The organism is Variovorax sp. GW821-FHT09D05, from assembly GCF_059416325.1.
Map to the genome: position 1 here is coordinate 423456 of NZ_JBWKOZ010000002.1, position 26478 is coordinate 449933.

Sequence of the window (26478 nt, forward strand, 5' to 3'; positions counted from 1 at the left end):
TCTCGACACTCGTTTGGAACGCGCAGAACTCGCAGGCTGGCTGCGACTTTCACTGACGCCCGGCATCGGTGACGGTGCCGCGCGCCGTTTGCTCGCGGCCTTTGGCCTGCCCGAGGGCGTCTTCGCGCAGCCGCATGCCGCGCTGCGCGAGGTCGTCTCTTCTGCGCAGGCCGAGGCGCTGCTGCAACCGCCCGTGGGCTTGCAGACACAGATCGACCAGACCTGGCAGTGGCTCCACACGACCGACAACGGTGTCTCGCGCCGCGTCGTGACGCTGGGCGATGCCAGCTACCCGACCTCGCTGCTCGAAATGGCCGACCCGCCCTTGATGCTCTATGTAGTCGGCGCCGCCGGCTTCGACCTCACGCAGCTCGGCCACAGCATTGCCGTGGTGGGCAGCCGCAATCCAACGCCGCAGGGCGCGACCAATGCGCGCAGCTTCGCTCGGGCGCTGGGCGAGGCGGGGCTGCCCGTGGTCTCAGGACTCGCGCTGGGCGTCGACGGCGCGGCGCACCAGGGCGCGCTCGATGCGGCCGGCGACGCCCCGCGGCTCGCGACGGTGGCCGTGGTGGGCACCGGGCTCGATCGCGTCTACCCCGCGCGGCACCGCGACCTGGCGCACCGCATCACGCTGCAGGGGCTGATCGTGAGCGAGCTGCCGCTGGGCACGCCGCCCCTCACGCAGAATTTTCCGAAGCGCAACCGGCTCATCGCCGGGCTGGCGCGCGGCACGCTGGTGGTCGAGGCGGCGCTGCAATCGGGCTCGCTGATCACCGCGCGGCTCACTTCGGAGCAGGGCAAGGAAGTGTTCGCCATTCCGGGCTCGATCCATTCGCCGCAATCGCGCGGCTGCCATGCGCTGATCCGCCAGGGCGCGAAGCTGGTGGAGTCGGTGAGCGACATCCTCGAAGAACTTCCGCCCCTCGGGGCACCAGCTGCGGCCGCGCCCTCTGCCGGCAACGGGCACCCGGCCGCCACCACCGAAGACCCGCTGCTGGAGGCCCTCGGCTTCGACCCCGTCAGCCTCGACGCACTGAGCGCGCGCACCGGATGGAGTGCGGCCGCGCTGCAGGCGAAGATGCTCGAACTCGAGCTGGAAGGCCATATCTCACGCCTGCCGGGCGGACTCTTCCAGCGAGCGGCTTCCACCTAGTCTGGATTGCACGAACGTCGGCTATATTGGGCTCATGTTCGAAGTGCTTGTTTTTGTGTACGAAAACTATTGGCGCGGCGATGCCTGCCCAGAGCCGGAGCAACTGGGCCGCAAGCTCAGTGCACACGGCTTCGAGGCAGAAGAAATCCGCGAGGCCCTTCACTGGCTCGACGGCCTCAGCCTTGCAACGCAAGGCATGCAGATCGAACGCAGCGCCAACGACGAGGCCAGCGCCACGGTCATTCTTCGGGGCACACCCGAAGCGGCAATGCCCCAATCTGACGACGCGATGCGCATCTACTCGCAGGCCGAGCAAGAGCACCTTGGTGCCGAATGCCTCGGCTTCATCCGCTTTCTCGAATCGTCGAACGTGCTGCCCTGCGGCCTGCGCGAGATCGTCGTCGAGCGCGCAATGGCGGCGCCCGGCGACCCGGTGGCGCTCGACGAGCTGAAGATCATCGTGTTGATGGTGCACTGGAGCACTGGCATCGAGCCCGATGCGCTGGTGCTCGACGAACTGTGCGAAAGCCGCGAAGGCCGCACGGCTCACTGACCAGGCTCGCCGTTAGTTCAGCAGCCGTTCCGGGTTGGCATCCAGCTTCGCCAGCGCCTCGCGCGTGGCGCGCACCGTGAGCGTTTCTTCTTCCGCCGGCACCAGCAGGCCCGCCTGCAGGTAGGTTGCAAGCCGGCCGGCTTGAATGAGGAAGCTGCGCCCATCCGACGTCGCGAACAGATGCAGCTGCTTGCGCTCGCTGCGCCAGACGAACTGCACCTGGCTCACGCGGTCGTTGTGGTCGAGCATGAACCAGTTGCCCACCTGCAGCTCGTGCGCCCAGGCAATCATGTCCTCGGGCACCCTGGCGCCGGCGGCGTCCGGTATGACTTCGATCGACGCTGCATCCACGCCCAGCAGCAGTTCGATGCTGTGGGCATCGAGCGGCAGGTCGGCGGTGCCGCCCACGTCGCTCACGAAGTCTTCCAGGTGCGCCAGCCGCTCGGCCATCGCCTCGATCTTGGCCTGCGGAATGGCTTCGGTCTTCGACAGGAAGGCGTCGGACAGCGTAGCGCCGATGGTCTTGATGTGGGCTTCCTGCGGCTCGTCGACGATGCCCAGCAGCGCCATGCCCTGGCGCAGGCGCTGCAGCAGCTGCGGCAGGTCCTGGATGACGCGGGCGCGGTCGGTGCGGTTGGGCTTGGCGCTCGCGGCCCACACCAGCTCGGAGGCCACGCGCTTGAGCATGACGGTCTGCTCGCCCTGCGCGCCGTAGCGCAGCGCGGCAATGGCCAGCACCTCAGCCCAGATCTTGAAGAGAAACTCGCGGATCTCGTCGCGCACCGGCATGTCGTTGAGCATCTTGCGCAACTCGATGGTGTACTGGATCGCCATCGTTTCCTTCTGCTCGACCTGCTGCGCCACGCTCATCACGCGCTGCGTGGTGTCGCTCTGCGTCAGATAGCGGTTGAGGAAGGCGACGAATTCGTCGAACACCAGCTTGAACACGCGCTGGCCGGTTTCGGGGTATTGCTCGATCACCTGCACCACGCGGCGGATCTCGCCTTCGAGCGCGCTGCCGGTGATGGCTGCCGCGTCGAAGCCCATGACGCACGAGCCCATGCGGTCGATCAGCATGCGTGCGGGGTGCTGCAGGGTGCCGAAGAACTCGGGCTCGGCAATGGCCACGCGCAGCACGGGCATCTGCAGGCGCGCGAACCACACGCGCGCCGAAAACGGAATGCGCTCCTCGGCAAGGATGGCCTGGAACATCAGCGCCACGATCTCGACCGTGGCCTTGTCGGCCGTGGTGGGCGCGCGTTTCTTGAGCTCGGTGCTGCGCCGGCGCAGGTCGACCGCCGTCTGCTGGATCAGCGTGGCCTGTTCGGCCGCGCCGTCCATGTACTGCGTGGCAGCCATCCGGTAGGCGACCTCGGCGTCGGCGATGGCACCGGCGAAGGTCCTGGAGAACACGCGGGGCGCCGCAATGCCGCCGCCCTGGCCCGGTTGGCCGCTGCCACCCGTGGCGCGCCCTTCCGCGCCTGCAGTCTGGAACTGTGCGGCGGAGCCGCCCGCCTCGCCGCCGATGCGCGCCGTCACGAAGCGCTTGAGGCTCAACAGCGCGGTCTGCGCTCGCTGCCGCGCAATTGAGAGCGGCGAGCCGCCGGTGGTCGATGCGGGCGCCGCGGCCACGGTCGACGGCACGGATGCCTGCTGTCCTCCGAATCCATAACCAGGCCGCTGCGCGCTGTGGGGTCCGCCGGAGGACATGCCGCTGTCCACCGGTGCGGCGCCCGATCCACCACCGCTGCCACCGCCGCCCCCCGCACTGCCAGTGCGACGGACGAAGCTCTTGAGGTCGATCTCCTGCATCACGCCGTTGGCGATCAGGTAGGCATTGGCGCTCTCGTAGGCCTTGACGACCACTTCGACCAGACCCTGCTGCACCGTGTCCTGCACCCGGGTCCAGAGCCCGCGGCTCAGGCCGACCGCCAGCCATTGCTCGACCAGCAGCTTGGCCAGCGTCTCGGGCTTGAGCACGTCCTTGGCGTCGAGTTCGGTGGTGCCTTCGAGGTGCTGGATGCGCAGGCGCAGGTCGCTGAGTTCGAAGCTGGCCTTGTCGTGGATCAGCTGCGCGAGGCGCGAGGAGAGGATGTTGCTTTCCACCACTTCGTCGCCGATCAGCTCGAGCCGCAGCGCCGAAGGCAGCGTCGACGGACTGCCGGAGCCGGCGCCCAGCGCCTTGCGCCAGCCGGTCTGCGAGAGCGTCACCCACTGCGTGGCCTGCCCCTGGAATGCGACGAAGTCGTCGCGGTTTTCCTGCATGGCGCGGGCGGTGCCGGCCTCGGAGGACAGCGACGTCAGCCGGTCCCGGATCGCGCGGGCCAGCGGCGCAATGGCGCCTTCCGTGGCCAATACGAAACGCTCACGCGTCTCGCGTGCGAGCTGCAGGGAAGAGGCGGACCGCGCAATGCTCATTGAAAAGTCGGAAAGGCCTGGGTGATCGATTCATCGGCAACAACCGCGAGCTTGCATCGGGAAGCGCTACCGCACAAGTGCGAAGAGTACCCGGCGTTGCCTGCGGACCGCGGTGGCAGCATTGCCGCCACCGCTTTGTTGAACCCCGAAGTATCCGTCAGACCACGGCGCCGGCGTTCGGGTCGTCTTCGGACTCGCCGTCGCGCTTGGCCGGGCCGCCCTTGATCAGGTCTTCGCGCTTCACGCCGAGCCACATGGCGATTGCCGCCGCCACGAAGGCCGACGAGTAGATGCCGAAGCAGATGCCGATGGTCAGCGCCAGCGCAAAGTAGTGCAGGGTCGGGCCACCGAAGAAGAACATCGACAGCACCACCAGCTGGGTGGAGCCGTGGGTGATGATGGTCCGGCTGATGGTCGAGGTGATCGCGTTGTCGATGATCTCGGTGGTCGACATCTTCCGGTAGCGGCGGAAGTTCTCGCGGATCCGGTCGAAGATCACGACCGACTCGTTCACCGAATACCCCAGCACCGCCAGCACCGCCGCCAGCACCGCCAGCGAGAACTCCCACTGGAAGAAGGCGAAGAAGCCCAGGATGATCACCACGTCGTGCAGGTTGGCCAGCACGGTAGCCAGCGCAAACTTCCATTCGAAGCGAAACGCCAGGTAGATCATGATGCCGACGACCACCATGGCCAGGGCCTTCAGGCCGTTGGTGGTGAGCTCGTCGCCGACCTGCGGGCCGACGAATTCGTTGCTGCGCAGTTCCACCGTCGGCTCGGCCGCCTTCAGCGCGGTCATCACCTCGGCGCTCTGCTGGGCGGAAGTTGCGCCCTTCTTCACAGGCAGGCGGATCTGCACCGACTTGCCGAAGCTCTGCACCTGCACTTCGGTGTAGCCCAGCGTGCCGACGATTTCGCGGACCTTGCCGACATCGGCCGACTGCGTGTAGGCGACTTCCATCACCGTGCCGCCGGTGAATTCCACCGACAGGTGCAGCCCGCGGTGGAGCAGGAAGAACACCGCCAGCGCGAAGGTGACGAAGGAAACGATGTTCAGCACCAGCGCGTGGCGCATGAACGGGATGGTCTTGTGGATGCGGAAGAATTCCATGACTGTCTCTTCTGCCTCTTACTTCGTTTCGGCCACGGCAGCGCCGTCGATCTTGGGGCGCCAGACCGTGCCGATGGACACCGTCTTGAGCTTCTTCTTCTGGCCGTACCAGAAGTTCACGAGGCCGCGCGAGAAGAACACCGCCGAGAACATCGAGGTGACGATGCCGATGCAGTGCACCACCGCGAAGCCGCGCACCGGACCCGAGCCGAAGGCCAGCAACGCGATGCCCGCGATCAGCGTGGTCACGTTGGAGTCGAGGATGGTGCCCCAGGCGCGTTCGTAGCCCGCATGAATGGCCGCCTGCGGCGACGCCCCGTTGCGAAGTTCTTCGCGCACGCGTTCGTTGATCAGTACGTTGGAGTCGATGGCCACGCCGATGGCAAGCGCCATGGCCGCGATGCCCGGCAGCGTGAGCGTGGCCTGCAGGATCGAGAGAATGGCCACCAGCAGCATCAGGTTGACGGCCAGCGCGATCGACGAGAACAGGCCGAACAGCGCGTAGTAGATGCACATGAACACCATGATCGCGGCGAAGCCGTACATCACGCTGTCGAAGCCTTTCTTGATGTTTTCGGCGCCCTGCGTCGGGCCGATGGTGCGTTCCTGGATGATTTCCATCGGCGCGGCCAGCGAGCCGGCGCGCAGCAGCAGCGCGAGGTCGTTGGCTTCGGCCACGGTCATCGAGCCCGACACCTGGAAGCGGTTGCCCAGCTCGCCGTTGATCGACGGGGCCGTGAGCACTTCGCCCTTGCCCTTCTCGAAGATCAGCATGGCCATGCGCTTCTTGTAGTTCTCGCGGCTGACGTCACGCATGATGGTGCCGCCCTTGGAGTCCATGGTCAGGTCGACCTTGGGCTGGTTGCTCTGCTGGTCGAAGCCGGGCTGCGCGTCGGTGAGGTTCTCGCCGGTGACCAGCACCTGCTTCTTCACGATCACCGGACGGCCCGAGCGGTCGAGGAATTTCTCGGAACCGAAGGGCACCGGACCGCCGTTCAGTTCGGCCGAGCGGCCTTCGGCGCTTTCGTCCACCAGGCGCATTTCGAGCGTGGCGGTGCGGCCGATGATCCGCTTGGCCTGGGCCGGGTCCTGCATGCCGGGCAACTGCACGACGATGCGGTCGATGCCCTGCTGCTGGATCACCGGCTCGGCCACGCCGAGTTCGTTGATCCGGTTGTGCAGCGTCGTCACGTTCTGCTTGAGTGCCGCGTCCTGGATGCGGCGCGCGGCTTCGGGCTTGATGCTGGCCACGATGCGCCATTCGGAGCCCTGCTGGCTCTCGACCGTGGTGAGGTCGGGCATCTGGTCCTGGATCAGGCGCCGGGCGGTTTCCACGCTGTCGGCGTCGCGCAGCGTGATCTCGACGGTCTGGCCGTTGCGGTTCACGGCGCTGCCGCGAACCTTCTTTTCGCGCAGGCCCATGCGGATGTCGCCGGCGAAGGACTCGGCCTTCTTGTCGAGCACGCCGCGCATGTCGACCTGCAGCAGGAAGTCGACGCCGCCGCGCAGGTCGAGGCCCAGGTACATCGGGAAGGCGTGCAGCGCGGTCAGCCACGAGGGCGAGCGCGACACCAGGTTCAGCGCCACCACGTAGGAGGGGTCGTCCGCATCGGGCACCAGCGCCTGCTGCAGCGTGTCGCGTGCCTTGATCTGGTCGTCGGTGGTGGCAAAGCGCGCACGCACCGCGGTGGGTTCGAGGCTCAGCAGATCGGGCGTGAGGCCGGCCGTCTTGAGCAGGCCTTCGACCCTGGCCTGGGTAGCCGCGTCGATCTTGACGGTGGACTTGGCCGCCGACACCTGCACTGCAGGCGCCTCACCGAAGAAATTGGGCAGGGCGTAGACGAGTCCCACGAGCAACACGATCACGATGATCGCGTACTTCCAGACCGGGTAACGGTTCATGAGAGGGCGCTTTTTACAAGCTTTTCAGAAATGGAACACGGCGTGAAATGGGGCCCTGCGCCGCAAAGCGCAAGGCTCGGCTCACGCTTTTATTTGACGGCGCCCTTGGGCAGGACCTGCACGACGGCGCTGCGCTGGATCTTGATCTCGATGCCGTTGGCGATCTCGAGGCCGAGGTACTGGTCGCCCAGCGAGGTGATCTTGCCGAGCACGCCGCCGGCGGTGGCGACTTCGTCGCCCTTGGCCAAGGCTTCGATCATGGCGCGGGCTTCCTTCTGGCGCTTCATCTGGGGCCGGATCATGACGAAATACAGCACCACGAACATCAGCACCAGGGGCAGCATGCTGCCGAGGGAAGACAACATGTCACCGCCGCCGGCTGCAGCGGGCGCGGTCTGGGCGAAAGCAGAGGAAATGAACAAGAGAGTCTCCAGCAGAGGGAAGAGAAAACGAGAGGAGCGCGGACCGGGGTCCGTCATTCCGCCTCTTTCGCGGCTTCGCGGCCACAAGGGAAACGGGCCGCAAATCAAAGCTTGGCGGGGCTTGGCCGCGCACAGCACCGGGCATTGTATTCGGGGCGGATAGCCGCTCCGGGCGCTTATCCGGCGCGGTGGGGAGGGCTTTCCTGCTATTCGGGCTGATCGTGTTTTGCTACGTTTTCAATAGCAAAGGGCACCCATGGGCGCCCTTTGCATGATCAACCAGCCCTGAAAATCAGGCCGCCACGCGCTGCGCCTGCGGGTTGCGCCACTTGGCCATCAGTTCGCTCCAGCGGGTGCGGGCCGCTGCCAGGTTGCGATCCTTCACGTGGCCGTAGCCGCGGATCTGCTCGGGCAGGCTGGCGATCTCCAGCGCCAGCGCGTGGTTGTCGGCGCGCAGGGCGCCGATCACTTCCTCGATGCTGGCGCGGTATTCGCCGATCAGCGCGCGCTCGGTCTTGCGCTCTTCAGTGCGGCCGAAGATGTCGAGCGCCGTGCCGCGCAGGCCCTTGAGCTTCGCGAGGAACCTGAAGCCGGTCAGCATCCAGGGGCCGAACTTCTGCTTCTGCAGCTGCCCCTTGGAGTTCTTCTTCGCGATGATCGGCGGAGCCAGGTGGTAGTTGAGCTTGTAGTCACCTTCGAACATGCCCTCGACGCGGTCGAGGAAAGTGCGGTCGGTGTGCAGGCGGGCGACTTCGTACTCGTCCTTGTATGCCATCAGCTTGAACAGGTAGCGCGCGACCGCCTCGGTCAGCGCCGTGCTCTTGCCGGTGGCCGACTCGGCCTGCTGCACCTTGCCCACGAACTGCCTGTATTCGTCGGCATAGGCCGCGTTCTGGTAACCGGTCAAGAACTCCACGCGGCGCGCCACGATGGCCTCGACCGACTCGCGCTTCTTGAACTCGATGACCTGGCCCGGGCGCACGCGCTTTTGCAGCTCTTCGGGGCGCACCGCTGCCTGGCGGCCCCATTCGAACGCCGTCTTGTTGTTCTCGACCGCCACGGCGTTCAGCTCGATGGCGCGCATCAGCGACTCGTGTTCCAGCGGGATCCAGCCCTTCTGCCAGGCGTAGCCCAGGATCATCGGGTTGACGTAGATGGTGTCGCCCATCAGCGTGGTCGCGGCGGCGTCGGCATCGAAGGTGCCCATGCCGTCGATGCCCACGGCGCGCGTGATCTCGGCTGCGCAGGCGTCTTCGGGGTTCTGCCAGTTGGCGTTGCGCACGAAGGCGGCCGTCGGTGCGCTGTGGCTGTTGAGCGCCACGTGCGTGCGCCCTTCGCGCATGCGCGCCATGGTTTCGGCATTCACCGTGACCAGCGGATCGCAGGCCAGGATCAGGTCGGCCGCCGCGGTGCCCACGCGCGTGGTGCGGATGTCGTCCTGCGTGTCGCCGATGAGCACATGGCTCCAGGTGGCGCCGCCCTTTTGCGCAAGGCCGGCCGCGTCCTGCGTGACGATGCCCTTGGCCTCGATGTGCGCAGCCATTCCCAGCAGCTGGCCGATGGTGATCACGCCGGTGCCACCAACGCCCGCCACCACCACGCCCCAGACCTTGCCGCCCACCAGCGACGGAATCGCGGGCTCGGGCAGCAGGCCGAACTCGGCCGGCGTGGCCGCCTTGTTCTTGCCCTTCTTCTTGAGCTGGCCGCCTTCGACCGTCACGAAGCTCGGGCAGAAGCCCTTCAGGCAGCTCATGTCCTTGTTGCAGCTGCTCTGGTTGATGGTGCGCTTGCGGCCGAATTCGGTCTCCAGCGGCTCCACGCTCAGGCAGTTGCTCTGCACGCTGCAGTCGCCGCAGCCTTCGCAGACCAGCTCGTTGATGACCACGCGCTTGGCCGGATCGACGGCTGTGCCCCGCTTGCGGCGGCGGCGCTTCTCGGTGGCGCAGGTCTGGTCGTAGATGATGGCCGTGGTGCCGGGGATCTTGCGGAACTCGCGCTGCACGTCGTCGAGCAGGTCGCGGTGCTTGACCTGCACGTGGTCGCCGGGGATGTTCACGCCCTCGTACTTCTCGGGCTCGTCGGTGACGATGACAACCTTCTTGGCGCCCTCGGCATGCAGGCTCTCGGCAATCTGCAGCACCGAGTGGCCTTCGGGCCGTTCGCCGACCTGCTGGCCGCCCGTCATGGCGACCGCGTCGTTGTAGAGGATCTTGTAGGTGATGTTTACGCCCGCCGCGATGCTCTGGCGAATGGCGAGCAGGCCGCTATGGAAGTACGTGCCGTCGCCCAGGTTCGCGAAGATGTGCTGGTCGGTCGTGAAGGGCTGCTGGCCCACCCATGGCACGCCCTCGCCGCCCATCTGCGTGAAGCCGATGGTGGAGCGGTCCATCCAGGTCGCCATGAAGTGGCAGCCGATGCCGCCCATTGCGCGCGAGCCTTCGGGCACCACGGTGCTGGTGTTGTGCGGGCAGCCCGAGCAGAACCAGGGCTGGCGCGTGGCGTCGACCACGCTGGTGGAAGCCTGCTGCACCACCATCGAACGCTCCTTGGCTTCGAGGATGGCGAGCTGCGCGTCGATGCGCGCGGCCATGTCGGCGCCGGCGGCGGCCAGCAGGCCGGTCTTCTTCAGGCGCGTGGCGATGGCCTTGGCGATGAGCGCCGGGTTCAGGTCGGCGTTGGCGCGCAGCAGCGTGTGCGAGGTCGGGTTGGGCATCGACCATTCACCGCCCGAGTAGCCCTCGGCCGCGTGCACCTCGCCCTCGTCGAACTTGCCGACCACGTTGGGCCGCACGTCGGGGCGCCAGTTGTAGAGCTCTTCCTTGAGCTGGTATTCGATGACCTGGCGCTTTTCTTCGACCACCAGGATCTCCTGCAGGCCGGTGGCGAACTGGCGCGTGAGCTGCGCCTCCAGCGGCCACACCACGCCCACCTTGTGCAGGCGGATGCCGAGCTGGCGGCAGGCCGCGTCGTCCAGGCCCAGGTCGATGAGCGCCTGGCGGGTGTCGTTGTAGGCCTTGCCGCTGGCCATGATGCCGAAGCGGTCGTTGGGGCCCTCGATCACGTTGTGGTTGAGCCGGTTGGCGCGGATGTAGGCCAGCGCGGCGTACCACTTGTAGTGCATGAGCCGGGCTTCCTGCTCCAGCGCATGGTCGGGCCAGCGGATGTGCAGGCCGCCGGGCGGCATCTCGAAGTCGGTGGGAATGACGATCTCCACGCGATCCGGATCGATCATGGCCGTGGCGCTCGACTCGACGATCTCCTGGATCGTCTTCATGCCCGACCACACGCCCGAGAAGCGGCTCATGGCGAAGGCGTGGATGCCCAGGTCGAGGATTTCCTGCACGTTCGCCGGGAAGAACACCGGCGTGCCGCAGGCCTTGAAGATGTGGTCGCTCTGGTGCGCGGCGGTGGAGCTCTTGGAGATGTGGTCGTCGCCCGCCACCGCGATCACGCCGCCGAACTCGGTGGTGCCGGCCATGTTGGCGTGCTTGAAGACGTCCGAGCAGCGGTCCACGCCCGGGCCCTTGCCGTACCAGATGCCGAAGACGCCGTCGAACTTGTTGGTGCCCTGCGGGGAGAAGCCCAACTGCTGGGTGCCCCAGAGCGCGGTGGCCGCGAGCTCTTCGTTCACGCCGGGCTGGAAGACGATGTTCTGTTCTTTAAGAAACTTGCTGGCCTTCCACAGCGCCTGGTCATAGCCGCCGAGCGGGGAGCCGCGGTAGCCGCTGATGAAGCCGGCGGTGTTCTTGCCGGCCTGCTGGTCGCGCAGGCGCTGCAGCATGGGCAGCTTGACGAGGGCCTGGACGCCGCTCATGAAGGCACGGCCGTAGTCCAGAGAATATTTGTCGTCGAGCGTGACGGTCTCCAGGGCCTTGCGAATGTGCGCAGGTAGCGGTGCATTCATGTTCTTTGTCTCCGTATGGCAGGGCCTTGTGAGCCTGGCTGATTACTGTGGGTCTGTGCCCGGGTAGGGCACGAGCCCATGATCGTGCAAAGTGTATGCCGGGGTCCGCGACAGGTGTTTGCGTTCTTTGCCCTGAAAAACCCGCTTCCAGAAAGAATCTTGCTTAAGATTGCCATCCATGGAAAGCATTGACAAGTTCGACCTCGCAATCCTGCAAGAACTGCAGGCCGACGGCCGCCTCACGAATGCCGAGCTTGCGCAGCGCGTGGGCCTGTCGGCCGCGCCCTGCTGGCGCCGGGTGCGCGCGCTGGAGGAAGCCGGCTTCATCAAGGGTTACCACGCCGAGATCGACCGCCACAAGATCGGCCTGGGCGTGCTCGCCTTCGTGCGGGTCGATACCGAGCGCGTTACCCACGAGGCCACCCGCCGGCTGGAAGACGCGATCCGCAAGCTGCCCGACGTGATCGCCTGCCACTACATCAGCGGCACCGGCACCTTCGAGCTGCAGGTGGTGGCGCAGGACCTCGACAGCTTCTCGGCCTTCGCGCGCCAGCACCTGATGAACCTGCCGAACGTGAAGGACCTGCACACCAGCTTCTCGCTGGGCGAGGTGAAGGCCAGCAGCGCGCTGCCGCTAGGGCATCTGGCGAAGTAACACCGACGCCCTGCCGCTGACGCGGTCTTGTCAATACCGTTTGCCCGCTTTGCGGTCTTCGTACACCCCTACACGTACGGGTGACCATTGCTAGCGTAGCGAAATCGGCGAGTCCGGTCTTCCGTCTTCTTCCAAGGCTCGCACGAGCCTCTGCCCCTCTCCCGCCTCAGACCTAAGCAGAGCAAAGTCGCTAGGTTCGCCGCCCGATGGCGCAGTCGATCTCCCGCCTTTCGAGCACTAACGCCCCGAGTGCTCATTTCTGCTCAGGTTCTGTACGCCTGACTCTCTCGCCTCGAGCCAGAGAGTTCCAAACTCACGGATGAATCCCGCTCATTGCTTTCACAAATTAGACGCAATTCAAAACCAACAAACGCACGTCTGCTTAGCAATTTTTACTCAATTCCAAGACCGTTTTTCTCGCCCACATCATTTTTCTCAATAGGCAACAAAGCGCTGACATTTTTCTTATTGCTCAAGGTTATGCTCATAGTACGAGCAAGTGGAACTTGGCCTTAGGAGCACACGATGTGGAAAAGAGATGAAACAAGATGACGAGATTAGCCTACTTTTTAGAAGGCAAGCCGCCAGCAATAGTCAGGCTCAATATTTAGGCAACATTCACCTGGCGAGACACGCCTCATTGGATTTGATTGCGATTTGTGCTGCAATAATTTTAATTGCCGCCTTTTTGTTTTCATATTTTGGAAAATTTCAAAAAAAGGCGCGCTTACCAGGCTGGGTGATTTTCAATGAAGGCGTGATATCTGTTGGGCCGAAGGAGGCTGGAACCATTGTTGAAATCCTGGCAAAAGAGGGTGCTCCCCTAGAGGCAGGCCAGAGTCTTTTTCGAATAACGAGTGATCACAACACCGAAAAAGGAAATTTCTCCGAGCTAGTTTCGAAGACTATTGATCGTCGCCGCAAAGCGATAAATGATGAAAAAAAATCACGATAGAAACGGCCCAGCAGCGAGCTATCGCGCTGCGCGCCAAGAGCCGCGGAATAGAAGCAAATATCGAAAATTCGAAACTTGATCTTGCAAAATCCAGTCGCATTGAGAAGCACGCCGCCGCTCGCGTCAATCAATATCGCGATCTAGAGGAAAAAGGCTTCTTCTCCAAACTTCAAATCCATGAAAAAGAAGAAGGGCTATTAAACATTCAAAGCAAATTAATCACGGCCAGGAGAGCCCTAACCAATTCCATCGGGGATTTAAATGACGTATCTGCCGATATTAAAAGCAACGAAATCCTGCTTAAATCCGCCTTAAGCAAATTCGAAAGAGATTTGGCAGGATTGGATCAGGAAGCGGCAGTAAATGATCGAACTCGTTGGGTCATTACTTCTCCGGTGAAAGGGCGTCTAGCAGCACTTCACGTCCGCTCTGGGAGCAACGTGCAAAACGGACAGTCGCTGGCCACAATTCAATCCTTTGGCAACGACAAAAAGAACACTATTGGCATAGAGCTATACGCGGCGTCGAAAAATATTGGCTTCATTGAGCAAGGTCAAAAAATATGGGTCAGAGTTGGCGCTTATCCGTATCAAAAATTTGGAATGCTTCAAGGGACCGTGGAATCGATAAGCAGCGCGCCAATCAATCAGCAGGAATTGCCAGCAGGGCTACTCCCAAGTCTTACATCATTGCAGAGCAATGAACCACTTTATCGAGTTAAAGCGATTTTGAAAGGAGGAGAACTAAGCCACGGCGCAACCAAAGTCAACGTAGTACCCGGCATGTCAGTTGACGCTGACGTTCTTAAGGAACGTCGATCTATATTGGAATGGGCTTTTGAACCGCTCATCGGATTCTATAAAACAGCCCACATTACAACCAGGTAACCCAGACAATACAACCCATGTTTATTAGCATTCGAAACAGAAGCGTGAGCAACTTTTCTCCAATCCCAAACTCCCGAACTTTATCGCGAGCTGAAGAGCTAATCGTGGGAGGGGGATTTGAGCCTATTACCCTAAATGGAGTGACCATTCAGGACATCGTTGAAACCTCCAGTGGAATTAAATTTGTCGTCGGCGGAAATACTTATGCCGCCTCTGTTGACGACGCCGCCGGCACAATGACCGGTATTGTAACGGCGGCTAATGGCCAATCAGTTACGACTGTTCTCACAGTGATGGGAGAAAACATCGCCAACATTACAGTAGACGGCGAGGGGATCGGATGCTTTCGAATCTTCTTTGGGCCTAGCTCTGATGTGAGTCGATGGGGTCTAGATGGCGATGAATAATTGACTGTCTTCTGCCAAATGATTTTGCGAAACGCATTTATTTTCGGTGCGCTTGTTATGCAAATGACAGGCTCGCTCGGGCAACCATCAACCTCGGCAATGAAGCCTTCAAGCATCAATTTGGAAAAATATGCTGAACTTGTGGGTACACACGATCTTTCAAACACAGGAATGATCGAGATTTCTGCTGATGAGGCAACCAAACTGATTGGCAAAAACCCTAACGTTTCAATTCTCGGAGGCGCGGTGCCACAGCTCAATATCAATTCGATAAGAGTGTATCAAGTCGGAGGCTCGAGCTATGCAAAAAAGAATGTCATAGAGATTTTGCAGTTTGGCTTCGGTGCCGCAGCACCGCTGTATTTTCTAGACGAAAAGTAAATAATGAAATCGCTGCTAAGGCTTCCCGATCGAGAAGATTTTCTATCGAATTACCTTGAAAAGCGCCCTCTTTTGCTAAAGAGTGCCGCATTAGAAATTCCTTTTTTATTAGCCGATTTGGAGTCGATACTTCATGCGATCAATGCTCAACCGCCTCGCGTGAATGTATTTTTAAAAGGAGTGATTCATTGGTCATACTATGCCCAATCGAGAGGCGACCCTGATATAGCTTCGGAATTTCGATTTGACCCTGGAAAACTCCAAGCGTTGCTTCGGCAAGGTGCGACTTTATCGCTAAATAAAATTCACAGACTCTCGCCAGCAATTGCCGCGCAGTGCGGAGAAGTCAGTGCGCTACTTGGACAATCACCTGTTACAGCCAATGGCTATCTTTGTATGGGTGGCGACGGCTCTTTTGGTGCGCACTGGGATACCCATGACGTCTTCGCCGTGCAATAGATCGGCCGCAAGCGGTGGCAGATATTTGAGCCAACGCATGTCTTGCCGCTGGATTTTGAGACTAGCCAAACTCAAAAGGCGAAGCGGCCGGCCATGCCAATTATGGATTTAACTCTTGAAAGAGGCGACATTCTTTATCTTCCCAGAGGTTGGTGGCATGACACAGAACCATTACCCGGGACTAGTTTTCACGTTGCAATAGGTGTACATCCGCCCAAAGTAATTGATTATGCAACGTGGGTTTGCACTCAAAAACTTCCGGATTATCTGGTCGCTCGCAAGAGTTTTCAGAAAGAAAATAATTTGAATGATCTCGGAAAAACATTAGCCGACTTGATTGTCAACGCGGAAATTCAAAGCGAATACCTACTCCTCACTCAAAAGAAAAGGCGATCCAATTCGTCTTTTGATTTAAGCTACCTAATCAGCCCCAATGAGATGAGGGGCGGCAATTTATCACTTTATTTAAACTCTACATACTTTCAAATAAATGAAGCCGCAGCAATTGTCAACGGAAATATTATTGGAATCGACAAAGAGGCTTGTGACATCCTAAAGGTTGTCGAGAAACACCCCGGAATTCTCATGACCGAACTTTCAGCCAAACTGGATGGCGACGATCGAGAAATAAACATGTATTTAACCGACTTGGTCAATGTAGATATTTTGAATACCGGCGTTCCAGGCGTTACTGGTCGAGCGGATCATATTAAATGAAATTGATTATGCAGGATCAGACTGCCGAATGTGGTCTTGCCTGTCTCGCCATGATTTCTTCACGTTATGGTCTTTCGGTTGATCTGCGCACTCTTCGGCAGTCATTTCCAATTTCTGCACGAGGCAGCACTCTTATTCAAATAATTGAAATTGCAGAACAACTGAATTTCCTTACTCGCTCACTTCGAATCGATATGGATAGCTTGAGCATGATAAAAATGCCTTGCATCCTGCATTGGGATTTCAAGCATTTTGTTGTGCTTAAATCCATCCGAAGAGGCAAAGCAACCATCCTCGACCCTGCGGCTGGGGAAATGAAAATTGGCATTCATGAAGTTGCCAAGCATTTCACTGGCGTTGTCCTAGAATTAACACCAGGCCCTCTTTTTCTACCGCAATCGGTTTCTCCAAAAATTGCACTATCAAGCATCGCGGGGAAAGTATTTGGGCTTAAGCGTACTCTTTTAAAGATATTTTTACTTTCACTGACCTTAGAAGCGCTCATCATATTCGCCCCGCTATTTCAGCAATTGGCAATTGATCAAGCCGTCTCATCCGGCGACTACGATCTGCTGTCAATTTTAAGCGCAGGATTTGCGCTGCTATTAGGGATACAAATACTGATTGGGATCGGTCGCTCTTGGACTTTGCTCGTCATTTCTCAGTCTCTCGCATTGGTTTGGTCCCGGACGCTATTCAATCACACACTCAAATTACCGATTTCTTTTTTTGAGAGGAGGCATGCGGCCGATGTGATTTCTAAGTTTGGCTCTCTTGGCACTATACAGAGTTTTATGACTACCTCTGCCGCTGAAGCGACTCTCGATGGTGTTATGGCAGTGGCAACATTGACGATGATGTTTGCTTATTCATCCACGATGGTAGTTCCCACGCTAGTTGCCGTTGTTTTTTATATCTCAATCAGAATATTGATCTTTTTTCCGTTAAAGCTTGCTGCAGCCGAGAAACTTGCACTTTCCGCAAGAGAAAGTGCTCATTTCATAGAAAGCCTGCGAAATGTTCTTTCCATAAAGATTTTTGGCAAGCGGGGGGAGCGTGCACGGCAGTGGCAGAATTTTGTGATTGATGTACAAAACAGGGATATCAAAACAGCAAAGCTGTCTGCAATTTTTTCGTCATCAAAAACATTTGTCTTTGGCTTGGAGGGCATACTTGTATTTTGGCTCGGAGCCAGCGAGATAATGCACTCTGAAAAGAGTGGCTCGTCATTTTCAATCGGCATGCTATTTGCGTATTTGTCATACAAGACGATTTTTACGGCGCGAGCATCGAAATTGGTGGATTATTTTTTTGACTTGCGAATGCTGAGCGTACATGCAGAGCGACTGGCCGATATTTCTCTTAGTGCGCCAGAGTTTGCAGAACAACCTGCGCCGTCAACTTGGACTAATGAGGGCATTGAATCCATAGAAGCTAAAAATCTTGGTTTTTTTTATGAGGGTGCAAATAGTCCGACCTGGGTTTTTCGCAATGTGAATTTTTGTATTCGAGCTCGAGAATTTGTAGCACTATCTGGCCAGTCTGGCTCTGGCAAAACAACGCTGCTGAAAATTATCGCGGGGCTGTATCTACCAACCGAAGGGGAGCTTCGAATTAATGGGCGCGTGCTGTCGGCTCAAGATCTTCCTCACTACAGAAATTACGTTGCCACCGTGATGCAAGATGAAATGCTTTTTAGCGGCACGTTAGAGGAAAATATTTCTTTTATGAGCGAAAGCATTGATCAACACAATATTGAATTGTGTGCAAGATCGGCTCAAATTCATGAGGATATTTGCTCGATGCCGATGGGCTATCACACCTATATCGGCGACATGGGGTCTGGCATTTCGGGTGGCCAGAAGCAACGAATTTTGATTGCGCGATCACTCTATAAGGCGTCGTCTATTTTGTTGCTTGACGAAGCAACTAGTCACCTTGATGAAGCCACAGAGAAGCGGATTGTTGATTCTCTAAGTTCACTGCCTGCCATAAGAGTTGCCATCGCTCATCGGCCCAGTACTTTGGAACATGCAGACCGGGTGCTTGTCTGCGAAAACGGGAGCGTCTCGGAACTTGGAGATGGCTCGATCAATGCGATGTGACACGGGTGTCCACGTAGACATCGTCGACAACGGCGGGGCCCGCCTCGAGTCGTTGGAAAAGTGTTCGTCGTCGCTGTGATCGCGCCCTACTCCCATCCACTGAAGGCAGCGCCCCCGTCAGCGCCGCTCGGCCCGGCTCGCCTCGCGCACCGCGCGGAATTCCGACGACTGCCCCCACTCCGGCCAGCGCCGGCTGTTCGCCAGCGTCTCGCCCACCCGGTAGAGCAGCGGCAGGTCGTGCGCCATGCCCGTGAAGGACCAGTCGGCGCGCCACTCGTCGGCCGGCTGGTGGTAGCGCTCGGCGGTGTAGGCCTTGCTCGCCGCCTCGCCGGCCGCGAGGCCGCCGTCCACCAGGTCGTTGCCCGAGGCGAAGGACAGCGCGGGCACCCCGCGCTTGGCGAAGGAGAAATGGTCAGAGCGGAAGAAGTAGCCGGCCTCCGGATGCGGGTCGGGCGCGTAGGCCAGGCCGAAGCCCCGCGCCTGCTCGACCAGCAGATCCTGCAGCTGCGAGACCGCGCTGCCCGAGGTGCTGAAGTTGCGCGCCGGGCCTTCGGGGCTGAGCGCGTCCATGTTGAGCACGGCCACCGTCTTCCCGAGCGGGTACAGCGGCTTCGCGCCGTAGAACTCGGAGCCCAGCAGGCCGCGCTCCTCCGCCGTCACCGCGAGGAAGACGACCGAGCGCTCGGGCTTGTGGCGCGCACTCGCGAAGGCACGCCCCATCTCGATGAGCGCGGCCAGGCCGGTGCCGTTGTCGACGGCGCCGTTGTAGATGCGGTCGCCCTTCGCGTCGGGCGCGCCCACGCCGAGGTGGTCCCAATGGGCGCTGTAGATCACCGTCTCGTCCGGGTGCTTGCGACCCTCGACGCGCCCCACCACGTTCTTCGAGACGATCACCTGCCGGTCGATCGCGTACTCGGCCGACAGGCTCGCGTCCTTCAGTAGCTGCGGCTGGAACTCGCGCGTTTGCGCCAGCTTCTTCTGCGCCTCGAAGTCCAGGCCTGCGCGGCGCAGCAGATCGACCGCCACCTCGCGCTGGATCCAGCCCTCCAGCTTCGGATGCACGGCGGCCGGCTTTTCGCGCTCGATGTCGAGCATGGTCGCGGTGTTGGAGTTCTTGACCGTGGCCCAGCCATAGGCGGCAGGAGCGGTCTCGTGCACGATCAGCACGCCCAGCGCACCACGGCGCGCGGCCTCTTCGAACTTGTAGGTCCAGCGGCCGTAGTAGGTCATTGCCTTGCCGCCGAAGTCTCCGCTGCCGGTTTCGAAGTCGGGGTCGTTCACCAGCACGACGGCGATCTTGCCCTTCAGATCGACGCCCTTGTAGTCGTCCCAGCGCCGCTCGGGCGCACTCACGCCATAGCCCACGAAGACCAGCGGCGCCTGCTGGATCGACACCGCGGTCGAGCCGTCGAGCGCCGCGCGCACCGCGATCTGCTCGCCCTGCGCCAGCGCGTCTCGCTGCGTGCCCACCTGCAGCGTGATCTGCGGCGTGCCGCGGAACTCGGTCTTCACCAGCGGCACCGACTGCGTCCAGCCGCGCCGGCCGCCTTCGAGATCGCCGCCAGGCGCGAGGCCGGCGGCCTTGAACTGGGCGATGAGGTAGTCGACCGTCTTCGCTTCCGCCGGCGTGGCCGGCGCGCGGCCCTCGAAATCGTCGCCCGAGACCGTCTTCACGATCTGCGAGAGGCGCTGCGGATCGAAGCGCGGCGCCGCGGAATCCGCCGCCAGCGCGACGGCGGCGCCCGATGCAAGGCCGATGCCGCAAAGAAGATGGGAAGCAAGGGTAGCGAGCCGCTGTGTCGTCATGCAAGGCGCTCCTGGGCCGGAAAGCCCCGGATGCTAGCCAGCGGGCAGCGATCGCCGGCCGATGCCCTTCGTTCCGCCCGGAGAACCTTAGTTGGCCTCGCGCGGCGATCCCCGGAACAGGTCCAACGGAAGGCCACCGATAGCGACAGCCTAAAATCCCCGCCCACCACCTTCCTCCCGCCGGACGGCGAACAACAAGGACCCCGAATGAACTCCCTCCGCCGCGCCTTGGCTTTCGGCCTCGCCGCCGCCACGCTCGCCGTTGGCGCCCAGGCCCAGAACCGCGAACTGACGGTGGCCTCCAGTGCCACCTACGCGCCCTTCGCCTTCGAGAACAAGGACAAGCAGATCGTCGGCTTCGACATCGACATCATCAACGCCATCGCCAAGCAGCAGGGCCTGAAGATCAAGATCGTCAACACGCCCTTCACCGGCATCTTCGGCGCGCTGAACAACGGCGACGTCGACCTCGTGATCTCGGGCGTCACCATCAACGAGAAGCGCAAGCAGAGCTACGACTTCACGCCTCCCTACTTCGCGGCCCGCCAGCTGATCGCGCTGCCGAAGAACAGCAAGGTCGCCTCGCTGAAGGACCTGGCCGGCAAGAAGATCGCCGTGGTCAGCGCCTCCACCGCCGACGACATCGCCTCGCGCGAATTCGGCAAGACCAACCCCGACATCCGCCGCTTCGAGAGCACGCCGCTCATCATTTCCGAGCTGGCCGGCGGCGGCGTCGATGCAGCCATGGGTGACAACGGCGTGATCGCCTACCGCGTGGCGCAGAACCCCGAGCTGAAGACGCTGGACGACAAGTCCTTCCCCGAAGAAGGCTTCGGCATCGTCGTGAAGAAGGGCGACAAGCCCCTGCTCGACAAGCTCACGGCCGGCCTCGCGGCCATTCGCGCCGACGGCAGCTATGTGACGATCTACAAGAAGTGGTTCAACAAGGACCCGAACGTGCGCTGAGCCGCACGGCATTTCCCTGAACACGGCCGCCCTCACGCGGCCGTTTCGTTTTTCGTTGACTGAGAGTTGAGGACGCAAGCATGGAACAACCAGTGCTGCTTTTCGGATGGTTCCGCTGGGACATCCTCGTGGAATACAAAGACCTGTTCTGGCAGGGCGCCTGGATGACGCTGCGCATGACGGTGGTCTGCGTGCTGCTGGGTTCCAGCTGGGGGCTGTGCCTTGCGCTCGCACGCCTGGCGCACCCGCGCCATGCGCCGTGGACCTGGGTGGCGCGTTTCTTCCTGCGCTGGCCGGCCACGGTGTACGTGAGCTTCTTTCGCGGCACGCCGCTGTTCGTGCAGATCCTGCTGATCCACTTCGCGGTGATGCCGGTGTTCATCCACCCGACCTCGGGCATCCTGATCGACGGCGAACTCGCGCGCACGCTCAAGCAGGAGCACGGCGCGCTCATCTCGGGCGTGGTGGCGCTCACGCTCAACTCGGCGGCCTACATCTCCGAAGTGTTCCGCGCGGGCATCCAGTCGATCTCGCGCGGGCAGTTCGATGCCGGCCGCTCGATCGGCTTTTCGCCCGCGCAGGTGATGCGCTACGTGGTGCTGCCGCAGGCCTTCCGCCGCATGCTGCCGCCGCTGGGGAACAACGCCATCGCGCTGCTGAAGGACACCTCGCTGGTCTCCGCCATCGGCCTGGCCGAGCTGGCCTATGCCGCGCGCACCGTGGCCGGCGCCTATGCGCGCTACTGGGAGCCGTACCTCGCGATCTCGGTGATCTACTGGGTGATGACGCTGGTGCTCACGACGATGCTGCGCCGCCTCGAACACCGCCTCGCACGCAGCGACCGGGGTTGAGAGAAGAGGCCGCGCCACAATAGCGGCACATGCCGCCCATATCCCCCGAAGAGACACCGATCCCGCCCGCGCGGCCGCAGCCAACGAAGCTCGCGGCCCTCGAGCCCCTCAAGCTCCCCGTGTTCCGCATGCTGTGGAGCACATGGCTCGTCGCCAACATCTGCATGTGGATGAACGACGTGGCCGCCGCGTGGATGATGACCTCGCTGACCACCTCGCCCATCTGGGTGGCGCTGGTGCAGTCGGCCTCCACGCTGCCGGTTTTCCTGCTGGGCCTGCCCAGCGGCGCGCTGGCCGACATCCTCGACCGCAGGCGCTGGCTGGTGGCCACGCAGTTCTGGCTGGCCGGCACCGCCATCGTGCTGTGCGCCGCGCTGGCGCTCGACCTCATGACCGCGCCGCTGCTGCTGGCGCTCACGTTTGCCAACGGCATCGGCCTGGCGCTGCGCTGGCCGGTGTTCGCGGCCATCGTGCCCGAGCTGGTGCCGCGACCGCAGCTGCCGGCCGCACTCGGCCTGAACGGCATCGCGATGAACGCCTCGCGCATCGTCGGCCCGCTCACCGCCGGCATGCTGATCGCGAGCGCGGGCAGCATCTGGGTCTTTGCGCTGAACGCGGTGCTGTCGGTGGCCTCGGGCTTCGTGGTGCTGCGCTGGCGGCGCGAGCACACGCCCAACCCGCTGGGCCGCGAGAAGCTCATCAGCGCGATGCGCGTGGGCGTGCAGTTCGTGCGGCAGTCGCAGCGCATGCGCGCGGTGCTCACGCGCATCTCTATCTTCTTCTTCCACTCGACCGCGCTGCTGGCGCTGCTGCCGCTGCTGGCGCGCAACCTCCAGGGCGGCGGCGCGGGCACCTTCACGCTGCTGCTGGCGGCCATGGGCGCGGGCGCGATCATCGCGGTGCTGTTCCTGCCGCGGCTGCGCCAGGCGCTGGGGCGCGACCAGCTGGTGCTGCGCGGCACGCTGCTGCAGTCGGGCGCCACGGCCGTGATGGCTTTCGCGCCCAACGCATGGGTCGCGGTGCCGGCGATGTTCTTCGGCGGCATGGCGTGGATCACGGTGGCCAATTCGCTGTCGGTGTCGGCCCAGCTCGCACTGCCCGACTGGGTGCGCGCGCGCGGCATGTCGATGTACCAGATGGCGATCATGGGCGCGAGCGCGATCGGCGCGGCGATCTGGGGGCAGGTGGCCACGGTCACCTCGCTGGTCGCCAGCCTTTCCGTCGCCGCCATCAGCGGCACGCTGCTGATGCTCATGGCCCTGCGCTGGGTCACCGACGTCAGCGGCGAGGACGACACCAGCCCCGCGCAGGCCGGCTGGGCCGCCGGCCCGCCGACCGAGGCGCCGCAGGAAGACGGCCGCGTGGTCATCACCGTCGAATTCATGATCGACCCGGCCCGCGCCGCGGCCTTTCACCTCGTGATGCAGCAGACCCGCCGCGCGCGCCTGAGCCAGGGCGCCATCGGCTGGGAGCTGCTGCACGACATCGCGCAGCCGGAGCGCTACGTGGAGCAGATCGTCGACGAATCGTGGACCGACCACCTGCGCCGCTTCAATCGCGCGACGGCCAGCGACATGGCATTGCGCGAACGGCGGCTGGCCTTTCACCTCGGCGAATCGCCGCCCGTGGTCACGCGCTATGTGGTGCGGCGATGAGCATGAAAACCTCGCAGATCGCAACGCTCTTCGGCTGCCTCTTCCTGATCGGCTCGGCGGAGGTGCTCGCCGGCCCGATGATGGGCGCCATGCCAGGCTGAGCTCCCTGTCCGAGCGCTGCCGGGGCACCATCAACTCGTACCACGCGAGCCTGCTCAACCTGGGCATCTTCTCGGTCTCGTTCGCGCTGGGCACCGTCGTCCCGCGCTTCTCAGTGACCCTGTTTTGCGGCCTGGTGGGCGTTGTCACGCTGCTCGGCGCATGCCTGCTCATTCCGTGGCCGCGCCGCAAGACGCAGGCCGTGGCGGCCTGAAAGACACCGGCGCCCGCGCCGTCTCACTACAGCAACATGCAAACATTCGCTCGATTGTTTCTTGATTGTTAATCGTGCCAAATGTCTTGGCAAATGGCCAAACGACCGCCCAGCCTCAGGGTCGTGCACGAGAGACAACCAAGAACAAAGGAGCAAGCATGAGCATCGCGCGATCGCATCGGATTCCGCGTCACCTTCCTTCCCCTTCCCCTCTTGCTCGCTGCCTTGCGGCAACGCTCGCCACGCTGGCCGCCGATGGCGCCTATGCCGCCTGCGCGCCGACCGCCACGCCGGGCTCGAACACCGCTGTGGTCTGCGACGGCGCAACGACCGGCTCGGCCAGCGTGATCGCCGCGCCGGGCAGCACCGGCGTCAGCATCACCGTGAACAACGGCGCCACGCTCAGCACCAACGCCACGCAGGTCCTGCTGGTGCGCGATGCCAGCACCATCACGAACAACGGCACCATCACCGTCTCGGGCGGCTCGGGTTCTGCTCGCGCGGCGATGGTCGCCACGGGCAACGACAACACCCTGACCAACAACGGCGCCATCCGCACGACGAGCAGCAGCACCTCCGGCATCCTGGTGACGTCGAACAGCAGCACGCGCACGGTCATCACCAACAACGGCAGCATCAGCACCACGGGCGGCAGCTCGCACGGCGTCTCCATGCTGGGCCCGGGCAACACGGTGATCAACAACGGCACCATCAATACCAGCGGCACCTCGGCCAAGGGCGTCTACCTGCAGGGCGGCAACCTCGTCGCCAACCTGCTGGTGAACACCGGCACCATCACCACCACCGGTGCCAACTCGCCCGCGGGCGGCGCCGACGCGGTGCACGCGAACACGCTCGGCTCCAGCTTCTTCTCGCGCGTGGAGAACCGGGCCGGTGGCACGCTGTCCAGCGCCAACGGCTACGGCTATCGCGGCCAGAACGGCAACGACGTGCTGGTCAACGCCGGCACCATCGAAGGACACGGCGGCGCCGCCAACACCGACGCGATCTACATGGGCGCGCTGGGCAACGGCACGCTGATATTGCAGACCGGCTCGGTCATCCGTGGCGGCGCCGACGGCGGCGTCGGAAAAACCGCCAGCACCTTCCTCGAAGGCACCGGTACGGTGGACAACGCGTTCCGCAATTTCCAGAACCTGACGATGCGCGGCACCGAATGGTCGTGGCTGACCGACGCGAATTTCTCCGACTCGATACGGGTGGAGTCCGGCCGCTTCAACCTCCCCGCGACGCTGACGAGCCCCGTCATCACGGTGCTCCCCGGCACAACGGTGGCCGGCACCGGCACCTTCGCGGGCAACGTGACCAACCAGGGCACGCTGCTGCCCGGGCCTAACGACGGCGTGAACTTCGGGGCCTTCACCGTGCGCGGCAACTACTTCGGCGGCAGCGGCGCGCTGATGCAGGTCAACACCGTGCTGGCCGGTGACAACTCGCCATCGGACAAGCTCGTGATCGACGGCGGCGCGGCATCGGGCAGCACCGGCATCCGCGTGGTCAACCGCGGCGGCCTGGGCGCGCCCACGCTGGCCGACGGCATCCTGGTGGTGCAGGCACTCAACGGCGCCACCACGGCCCCCACCGCGTTCTCGCTGACCCAGGCGGTCGAGGCCGGCGCCTACAACTACCGGCTGTTCCGAGGCGGCGCGGCCGGCAACAACCCCGACAACTGGTACCTGCGCAACAACGGCTACCTGGTCGGCGGCACCGTGGTGGGCTCGCTGACAGAAGCGCTCGCAGTCCTCAACGAAACGCCGCCGGTGCCCGGCGCGCCGCCAGCCGCCATGTCGGTGGAGCCGGTCAAGCTCTACCGGCCCGAGGTCCCGCTCTACAGCGCCCTGCCGATCGCGGTGCGCCGCCTCGGGCTCGCGCAGCTGGGCAGCTTCCACGACCGGCAGGGCGACCAGCAATTGCTGGCCGGTGATGGGGACAGCGAAGGCCGGCAGGCCTCGTGGGGCCGCGTGTTCGGCGAGAGCACACGGCAGCGCCTGCGCGGCGATGCGAATCCGCAGTTCGACGGCAACGTCCACGGCCTGCAGCTCGGCCACGACTTCCTGGTGGGCACCGACGCCGCCGGCGGACGCAACCGCGTCGGCGTGCTGGGTGGCTACACGCGCGCCAGCGGCAGCGCGAGCGGCGTCGCCGACGGGGCCACCAACGAGGCGGCCGGCCGGCTGAGCGTGGAGGGCTACAGCCTCGGCGCGTACTGGACCCGCATCGCGAGCAGCGGCTGGTACAGCGACGCCGTGCTCATGGCCACCCGCTTCAAGACCGACGCGATTTCCACGCTCGGCCGCGGCGGCAGGCCGCACGGCAAGACGATCACCGCATCGCTGGAAGCGGGCTATCCGTTTGCCCTGAGCGACACCGTGACGCTGCAGCCACAGGCGCAGCTGATCTGGCAGCGCAGCTCGATCGACGATTTCGACGACGGCCTTTCCACCGTGCGCTTCCAGCGCGACAACGCCGTCACCGGCCGGCTGGGCGCGCGGCTCGAAGGCCGCTTCGACGCGGGCGGCGGCGTCTGGAAGCCCTACCTGAAGGTCAACCTGTGGCACACCTTCAGCGGCAGCAACGCGCTCTACTTCGGGCCCACCGACCAGGTCGTCAACCGCCGCAATTCGAGCGCGCTCGAAGTCGGCGGCGGCGTTGTCGGCCAGGTGAACAAGACGCTGGCGGTCTACGGCGGCCTGGCGTACACCAGCGCCATCGGCATCACCGAGCAGACCGGCGTGCAGGGGCAAGTGGGGCTGCGCCTGCGCTGGTGAACCCCGGGCGGCGGGCGCTCATGGTCAATTTTTGACCATTCGAGCAAATTTGATGGCATGCAGCTTGCA

18 protein-coding genes and 1 pseudogene are annotated in these 26478 nt (G+C 62.6%); 13 read left to right on the plus strand and 6 right to left on the minus strand.

Features of this window, described 5'->3' with window-relative positions:
- Positions 1-13: 13 nt before the first annotated feature.
- Complete coding sequence (gene dprA, locus AC07O3_RS06620) at positions 14-1153, plus strand: DNA-processing protein DprA (protein WP_495338877.1); 1140 nt, start codon at positions 14-16, stop codon at positions 1151-1153.
- Positions 1154-1187: 34 nt separating this feature from the next.
- Positions 1188-1706 (plus strand): Smg family protein, encoded by a 519-nt coding sequence (locus tag AC07O3_RS06625; RefSeq protein WP_495338878.1) that lies wholly within the window; start codon positions 1188-1190, stop codon positions 1704-1706.
- 12 nt (positions 1707-1718) lie between these two features.
- Here the strand turns inward: AC07O3_RS06625 and AC07O3_RS06630 are convergent, their stop codons facing one another.
- From AC07O3_RS06630 to AC07O3_RS06650, 5 genes are all read right to left on the minus strand, one after another.
- Positions 1719-4124, minus strand: a complete 2406-nt coding sequence (locus AC07O3_RS06630; RefSeq protein ID WP_093076210.1) for a DUF1631 family protein — start codon at positions 4122-4124, stop codon at positions 1719-1721.
- Positions 4125-4281: 157 nt separating this feature from the next.
- A complete protein-coding gene (secF, locus tag AC07O3_RS06635; protein WP_093055365.1) occupies positions 4282-5235 on the minus strand; it encodes a protein translocase subunit SecF in 954 nt (317 codons plus the stop codon).
- Between the two features lie 18 nt (positions 5236-5253).
- Positions 5254-7137: a protein translocase subunit SecD gene (gene secD / locus AC07O3_RS06640; RefSeq protein ID WP_495338879.1), complete on the minus strand. Its 1884-nt coding sequence runs from the start codon at positions 7135-7137 to the stop codon at positions 5254-5256.
- A gap of 89 nt (positions 7138-7226) precedes the next feature.
- Positions 7227-7559: a preprotein translocase subunit YajC gene (gene yajC, locus AC07O3_RS06645; protein ID WP_013544185.1), complete on the minus strand. Its 333-nt coding sequence runs from the start codon at positions 7557-7559 to the stop codon at positions 7227-7229.
- Between the two features lie 292 nt (positions 7560-7851).
- Complete coding sequence (locus AC07O3_RS06650; protein ID WP_495338880.1) at positions 7852-11463, minus strand: indolepyruvate ferredoxin oxidoreductase family protein; 3612 nt, start codon at positions 11461-11463, stop codon at positions 7852-7854.
- A 178-nt stretch (positions 11464-11641) separates the two neighbouring features.
- Here AC07O3_RS06650 and AC07O3_RS06655 point away from each other — a divergent pair, with 178 nt between their 5' ends.
- The 7 genes and pseudogenes from AC07O3_RS06655 to AC07O3_RS06685 all read left to right on the plus strand — a co-directional run bounded on the left by AC07O3_RS06655 (position 11642) and on the right by AC07O3_RS06685 (position 18029).
- Positions 11642-12118, plus strand: a complete 477-nt coding sequence (locus AC07O3_RS06655; protein WP_495338881.1) for an Lrp/AsnC family transcriptional regulator — start codon at positions 11642-11644, stop codon at positions 12116-12118.
- Between the two features lie 538 nt (positions 12119-12656).
- Positions 12657-13073 (plus strand): hypothetical protein, encoded by a 417-nt coding sequence (locus AC07O3_RS06660; protein WP_495338882.1) that lies wholly within the window; start codon positions 12657-12659, stop codon positions 13071-13073.
- A gap of 440 nt (positions 13074-13513) precedes the next feature.
- Complete coding sequence (locus AC07O3_RS06665; RefSeq protein WP_495338883.1) at positions 13514-13960, plus strand: beta-barrel domain-containing protein; 447 nt, start codon at positions 13514-13516, stop codon at positions 13958-13960.
- A gap of 17 nt (positions 13961-13977) precedes the next feature.
- Positions 13978-14367 (plus strand): hypothetical protein, encoded by a 390-nt coding sequence (locus tag AC07O3_RS06670; RefSeq protein ID WP_495338884.1) that lies wholly within the window; start codon positions 13978-13980, stop codon positions 14365-14367.
- Positions 14368-14385: 18 nt separating this feature from the next.
- Positions 14386-14748: a hypothetical protein gene (locus tag AC07O3_RS06675; protein WP_495338885.1), complete on the plus strand. Its 363-nt coding sequence runs from the start codon at positions 14386-14388 to the stop codon at positions 14746-14748.
- Between the two features lie 3 nt (positions 14749-14751).
- Positions 14752-15924: pseudogene (locus AC07O3_RS06680) on the plus strand (cupin domain-containing protein).
- Positions 15921-18029 carry a peptidase domain-containing ABC transporter gene (locus tag AC07O3_RS06685; RefSeq protein ID WP_495338886.1) on the plus strand — a complete coding sequence of 703 codons (2109 nt, stop codon included), beginning with the start codon at positions 15921-15923 and terminating at the stop codon, positions 18027-18029. The pseudogene AC07O3_RS06680 and the gene AC07O3_RS06685 overlap by 4 nt, the downstream one beginning before the upstream one ends.
- Positions 18030-18146: 117 nt before the next feature.
- Here AC07O3_RS06685 and AC07O3_RS06690 read toward each other — a convergent pair whose 3' ends face one another.
- Positions 18147-19835: a M28 family metallopeptidase gene (locus AC07O3_RS06690; RefSeq protein WP_495338887.1), complete on the minus strand. Its 1689-nt coding sequence runs from the start codon at positions 19833-19835 to the stop codon at positions 18147-18149.
- A gap of 207 nt (positions 19836-20042) precedes the next feature.
- Between AC07O3_RS06690 and AC07O3_RS06695 the strand changes: the two genes are divergently transcribed.
- From AC07O3_RS06695 to AC07O3_RS06710, 4 genes are all read left to right on the plus strand, one after another.
- Positions 20043-20801 carry a basic amino acid ABC transporter substrate-binding protein gene (locus AC07O3_RS06695; RefSeq protein WP_495338888.1) on the plus strand — a complete coding sequence of 253 codons (759 nt, stop codon included), beginning with the start codon at positions 20043-20045 and terminating at the stop codon, positions 20799-20801.
- Positions 20802-20881: 80 nt separating this feature from the next.
- A complete protein-coding gene (locus tag AC07O3_RS06700) occupies positions 20882-21652 on the plus strand; it encodes an amino acid ABC transporter permease (protein WP_093076217.1) in 771 nt (256 codons plus the stop codon).
- A gap of 29 nt (positions 21653-21681) precedes the next feature.
- Positions 21682-23307, plus strand: coding sequence for an MFS transporter (locus AC07O3_RS06705; RefSeq protein WP_093055350.1), 1626 nt, complete (start codon positions 21682-21684; stop codon positions 23305-23307).
- Positions 23308-23778: 471 nt separating this feature from the next.
- Positions 23779-26409: an autotransporter family protein gene (locus AC07O3_RS06710; RefSeq protein ID WP_495338889.1), complete on the plus strand. Its 2631-nt coding sequence runs from the start codon at positions 23779-23781 to the stop codon at positions 26407-26409.
- Positions 26410-26478 lie beyond the last annotated feature (69 nt).

What these genes read in the sequence shown, in the direction of transcription:
- AC07O3_RS06710 (WP_495338889.1), top strand. Translation starts at nt 23,779, where the DNA reads ATGAGCATCGCGCGATCGCATCGGATTCCGCGTCACCTTCCTTCCCCT.
- AC07O3_RS06675 (WP_495338885.1), top strand. Translation starts at nt 14,386, where the DNA reads ATGATTTTGCGAAACGCATTTATTTTCGGTGCGCTTGTTATGCAAATG.
- AC07O3_RS06700 (WP_093076217.1), top strand. Translation starts at nt 20,882, where the DNA reads ATGGAACAACCAGTGCTGCTTTTCGGATGGTTCCGCTGGGACATCCTC.
- AC07O3_RS06695 (WP_495338888.1), top strand. Translation starts at nt 20,043, where the DNA reads ATGAACTCCCTCCGCCGCGCCTTGGCTTTCGGCCTCGCCGCCGCCACG.
- AC07O3_RS06690 (WP_495338887.1), bottom strand. Translation starts at nt 19,835, where the DNA reads ATGACGACACAGCGGCTCGCTACCCTTGCTTCCCATCTTCTTTGCGGC.
- secF (WP_093055365.1), bottom strand. Translation starts at nt 5,235, where the DNA reads ATGGAATTCTTCCGCATCCACAAGACCATCCCGTTCATGCGCCACGCG.
- AC07O3_RS06630 (WP_093076210.1), bottom strand. Translation starts at nt 4,124, where the DNA reads ATGAGCATTGCGCGGTCCGCCTCTTCCCTGCAGCTCGCACGCGAGACG.
- AC07O3_RS06670 (WP_495338884.1), top strand. Translation starts at nt 13,978, where the DNA reads ATGTTTATTAGCATTCGAAACAGAAGCGTGAGCAACTTTTCTCCAATC.
- AC07O3_RS06650 (WP_495338880.1), bottom strand. Translation starts at nt 11,463, where the DNA reads ATGAATGCACCGCTACCTGCGCACATTCGCAAGGCCCTGGAGACCGTC.
- AC07O3_RS06655 (WP_495338881.1), top strand. Translation starts at nt 11,642, where the DNA reads ATGGAAAGCATTGACAAGTTCGACCTCGCAATCCTGCAAGAACTGCAG.
- AC07O3_RS06660 (WP_495338882.1), top strand. Translation starts at nt 12,657, where the DNA reads ATGAAACAAGATGACGAGATTAGCCTACTTTTTAGAAGGCAAGCCGCC.
- AC07O3_RS06625 (WP_495338878.1), top strand. Translation starts at nt 1,188, where the DNA reads ATGTTCGAAGTGCTTGTTTTTGTGTACGAAAACTATTGGCGCGGCGAT.
- AC07O3_RS06685 (WP_495338886.1), top strand. Translation starts at nt 15,921, where the DNA reads ATGAAATTGATTATGCAGGATCAGACTGCCGAATGTGGTCTTGCCTGT.
- secD (WP_495338879.1), bottom strand. Translation starts at nt 7,137, where the DNA reads ATGAACCGTTACCCGGTCTGGAAGTACGCGATCATCGTGATCGTGTTG.
- AC07O3_RS06705 (WP_093055350.1), top strand. Translation starts at nt 21,682, where the DNA reads ATGCCGCCCATATCCCCCGAAGAGACACCGATCCCGCCCGCGCGGCCG.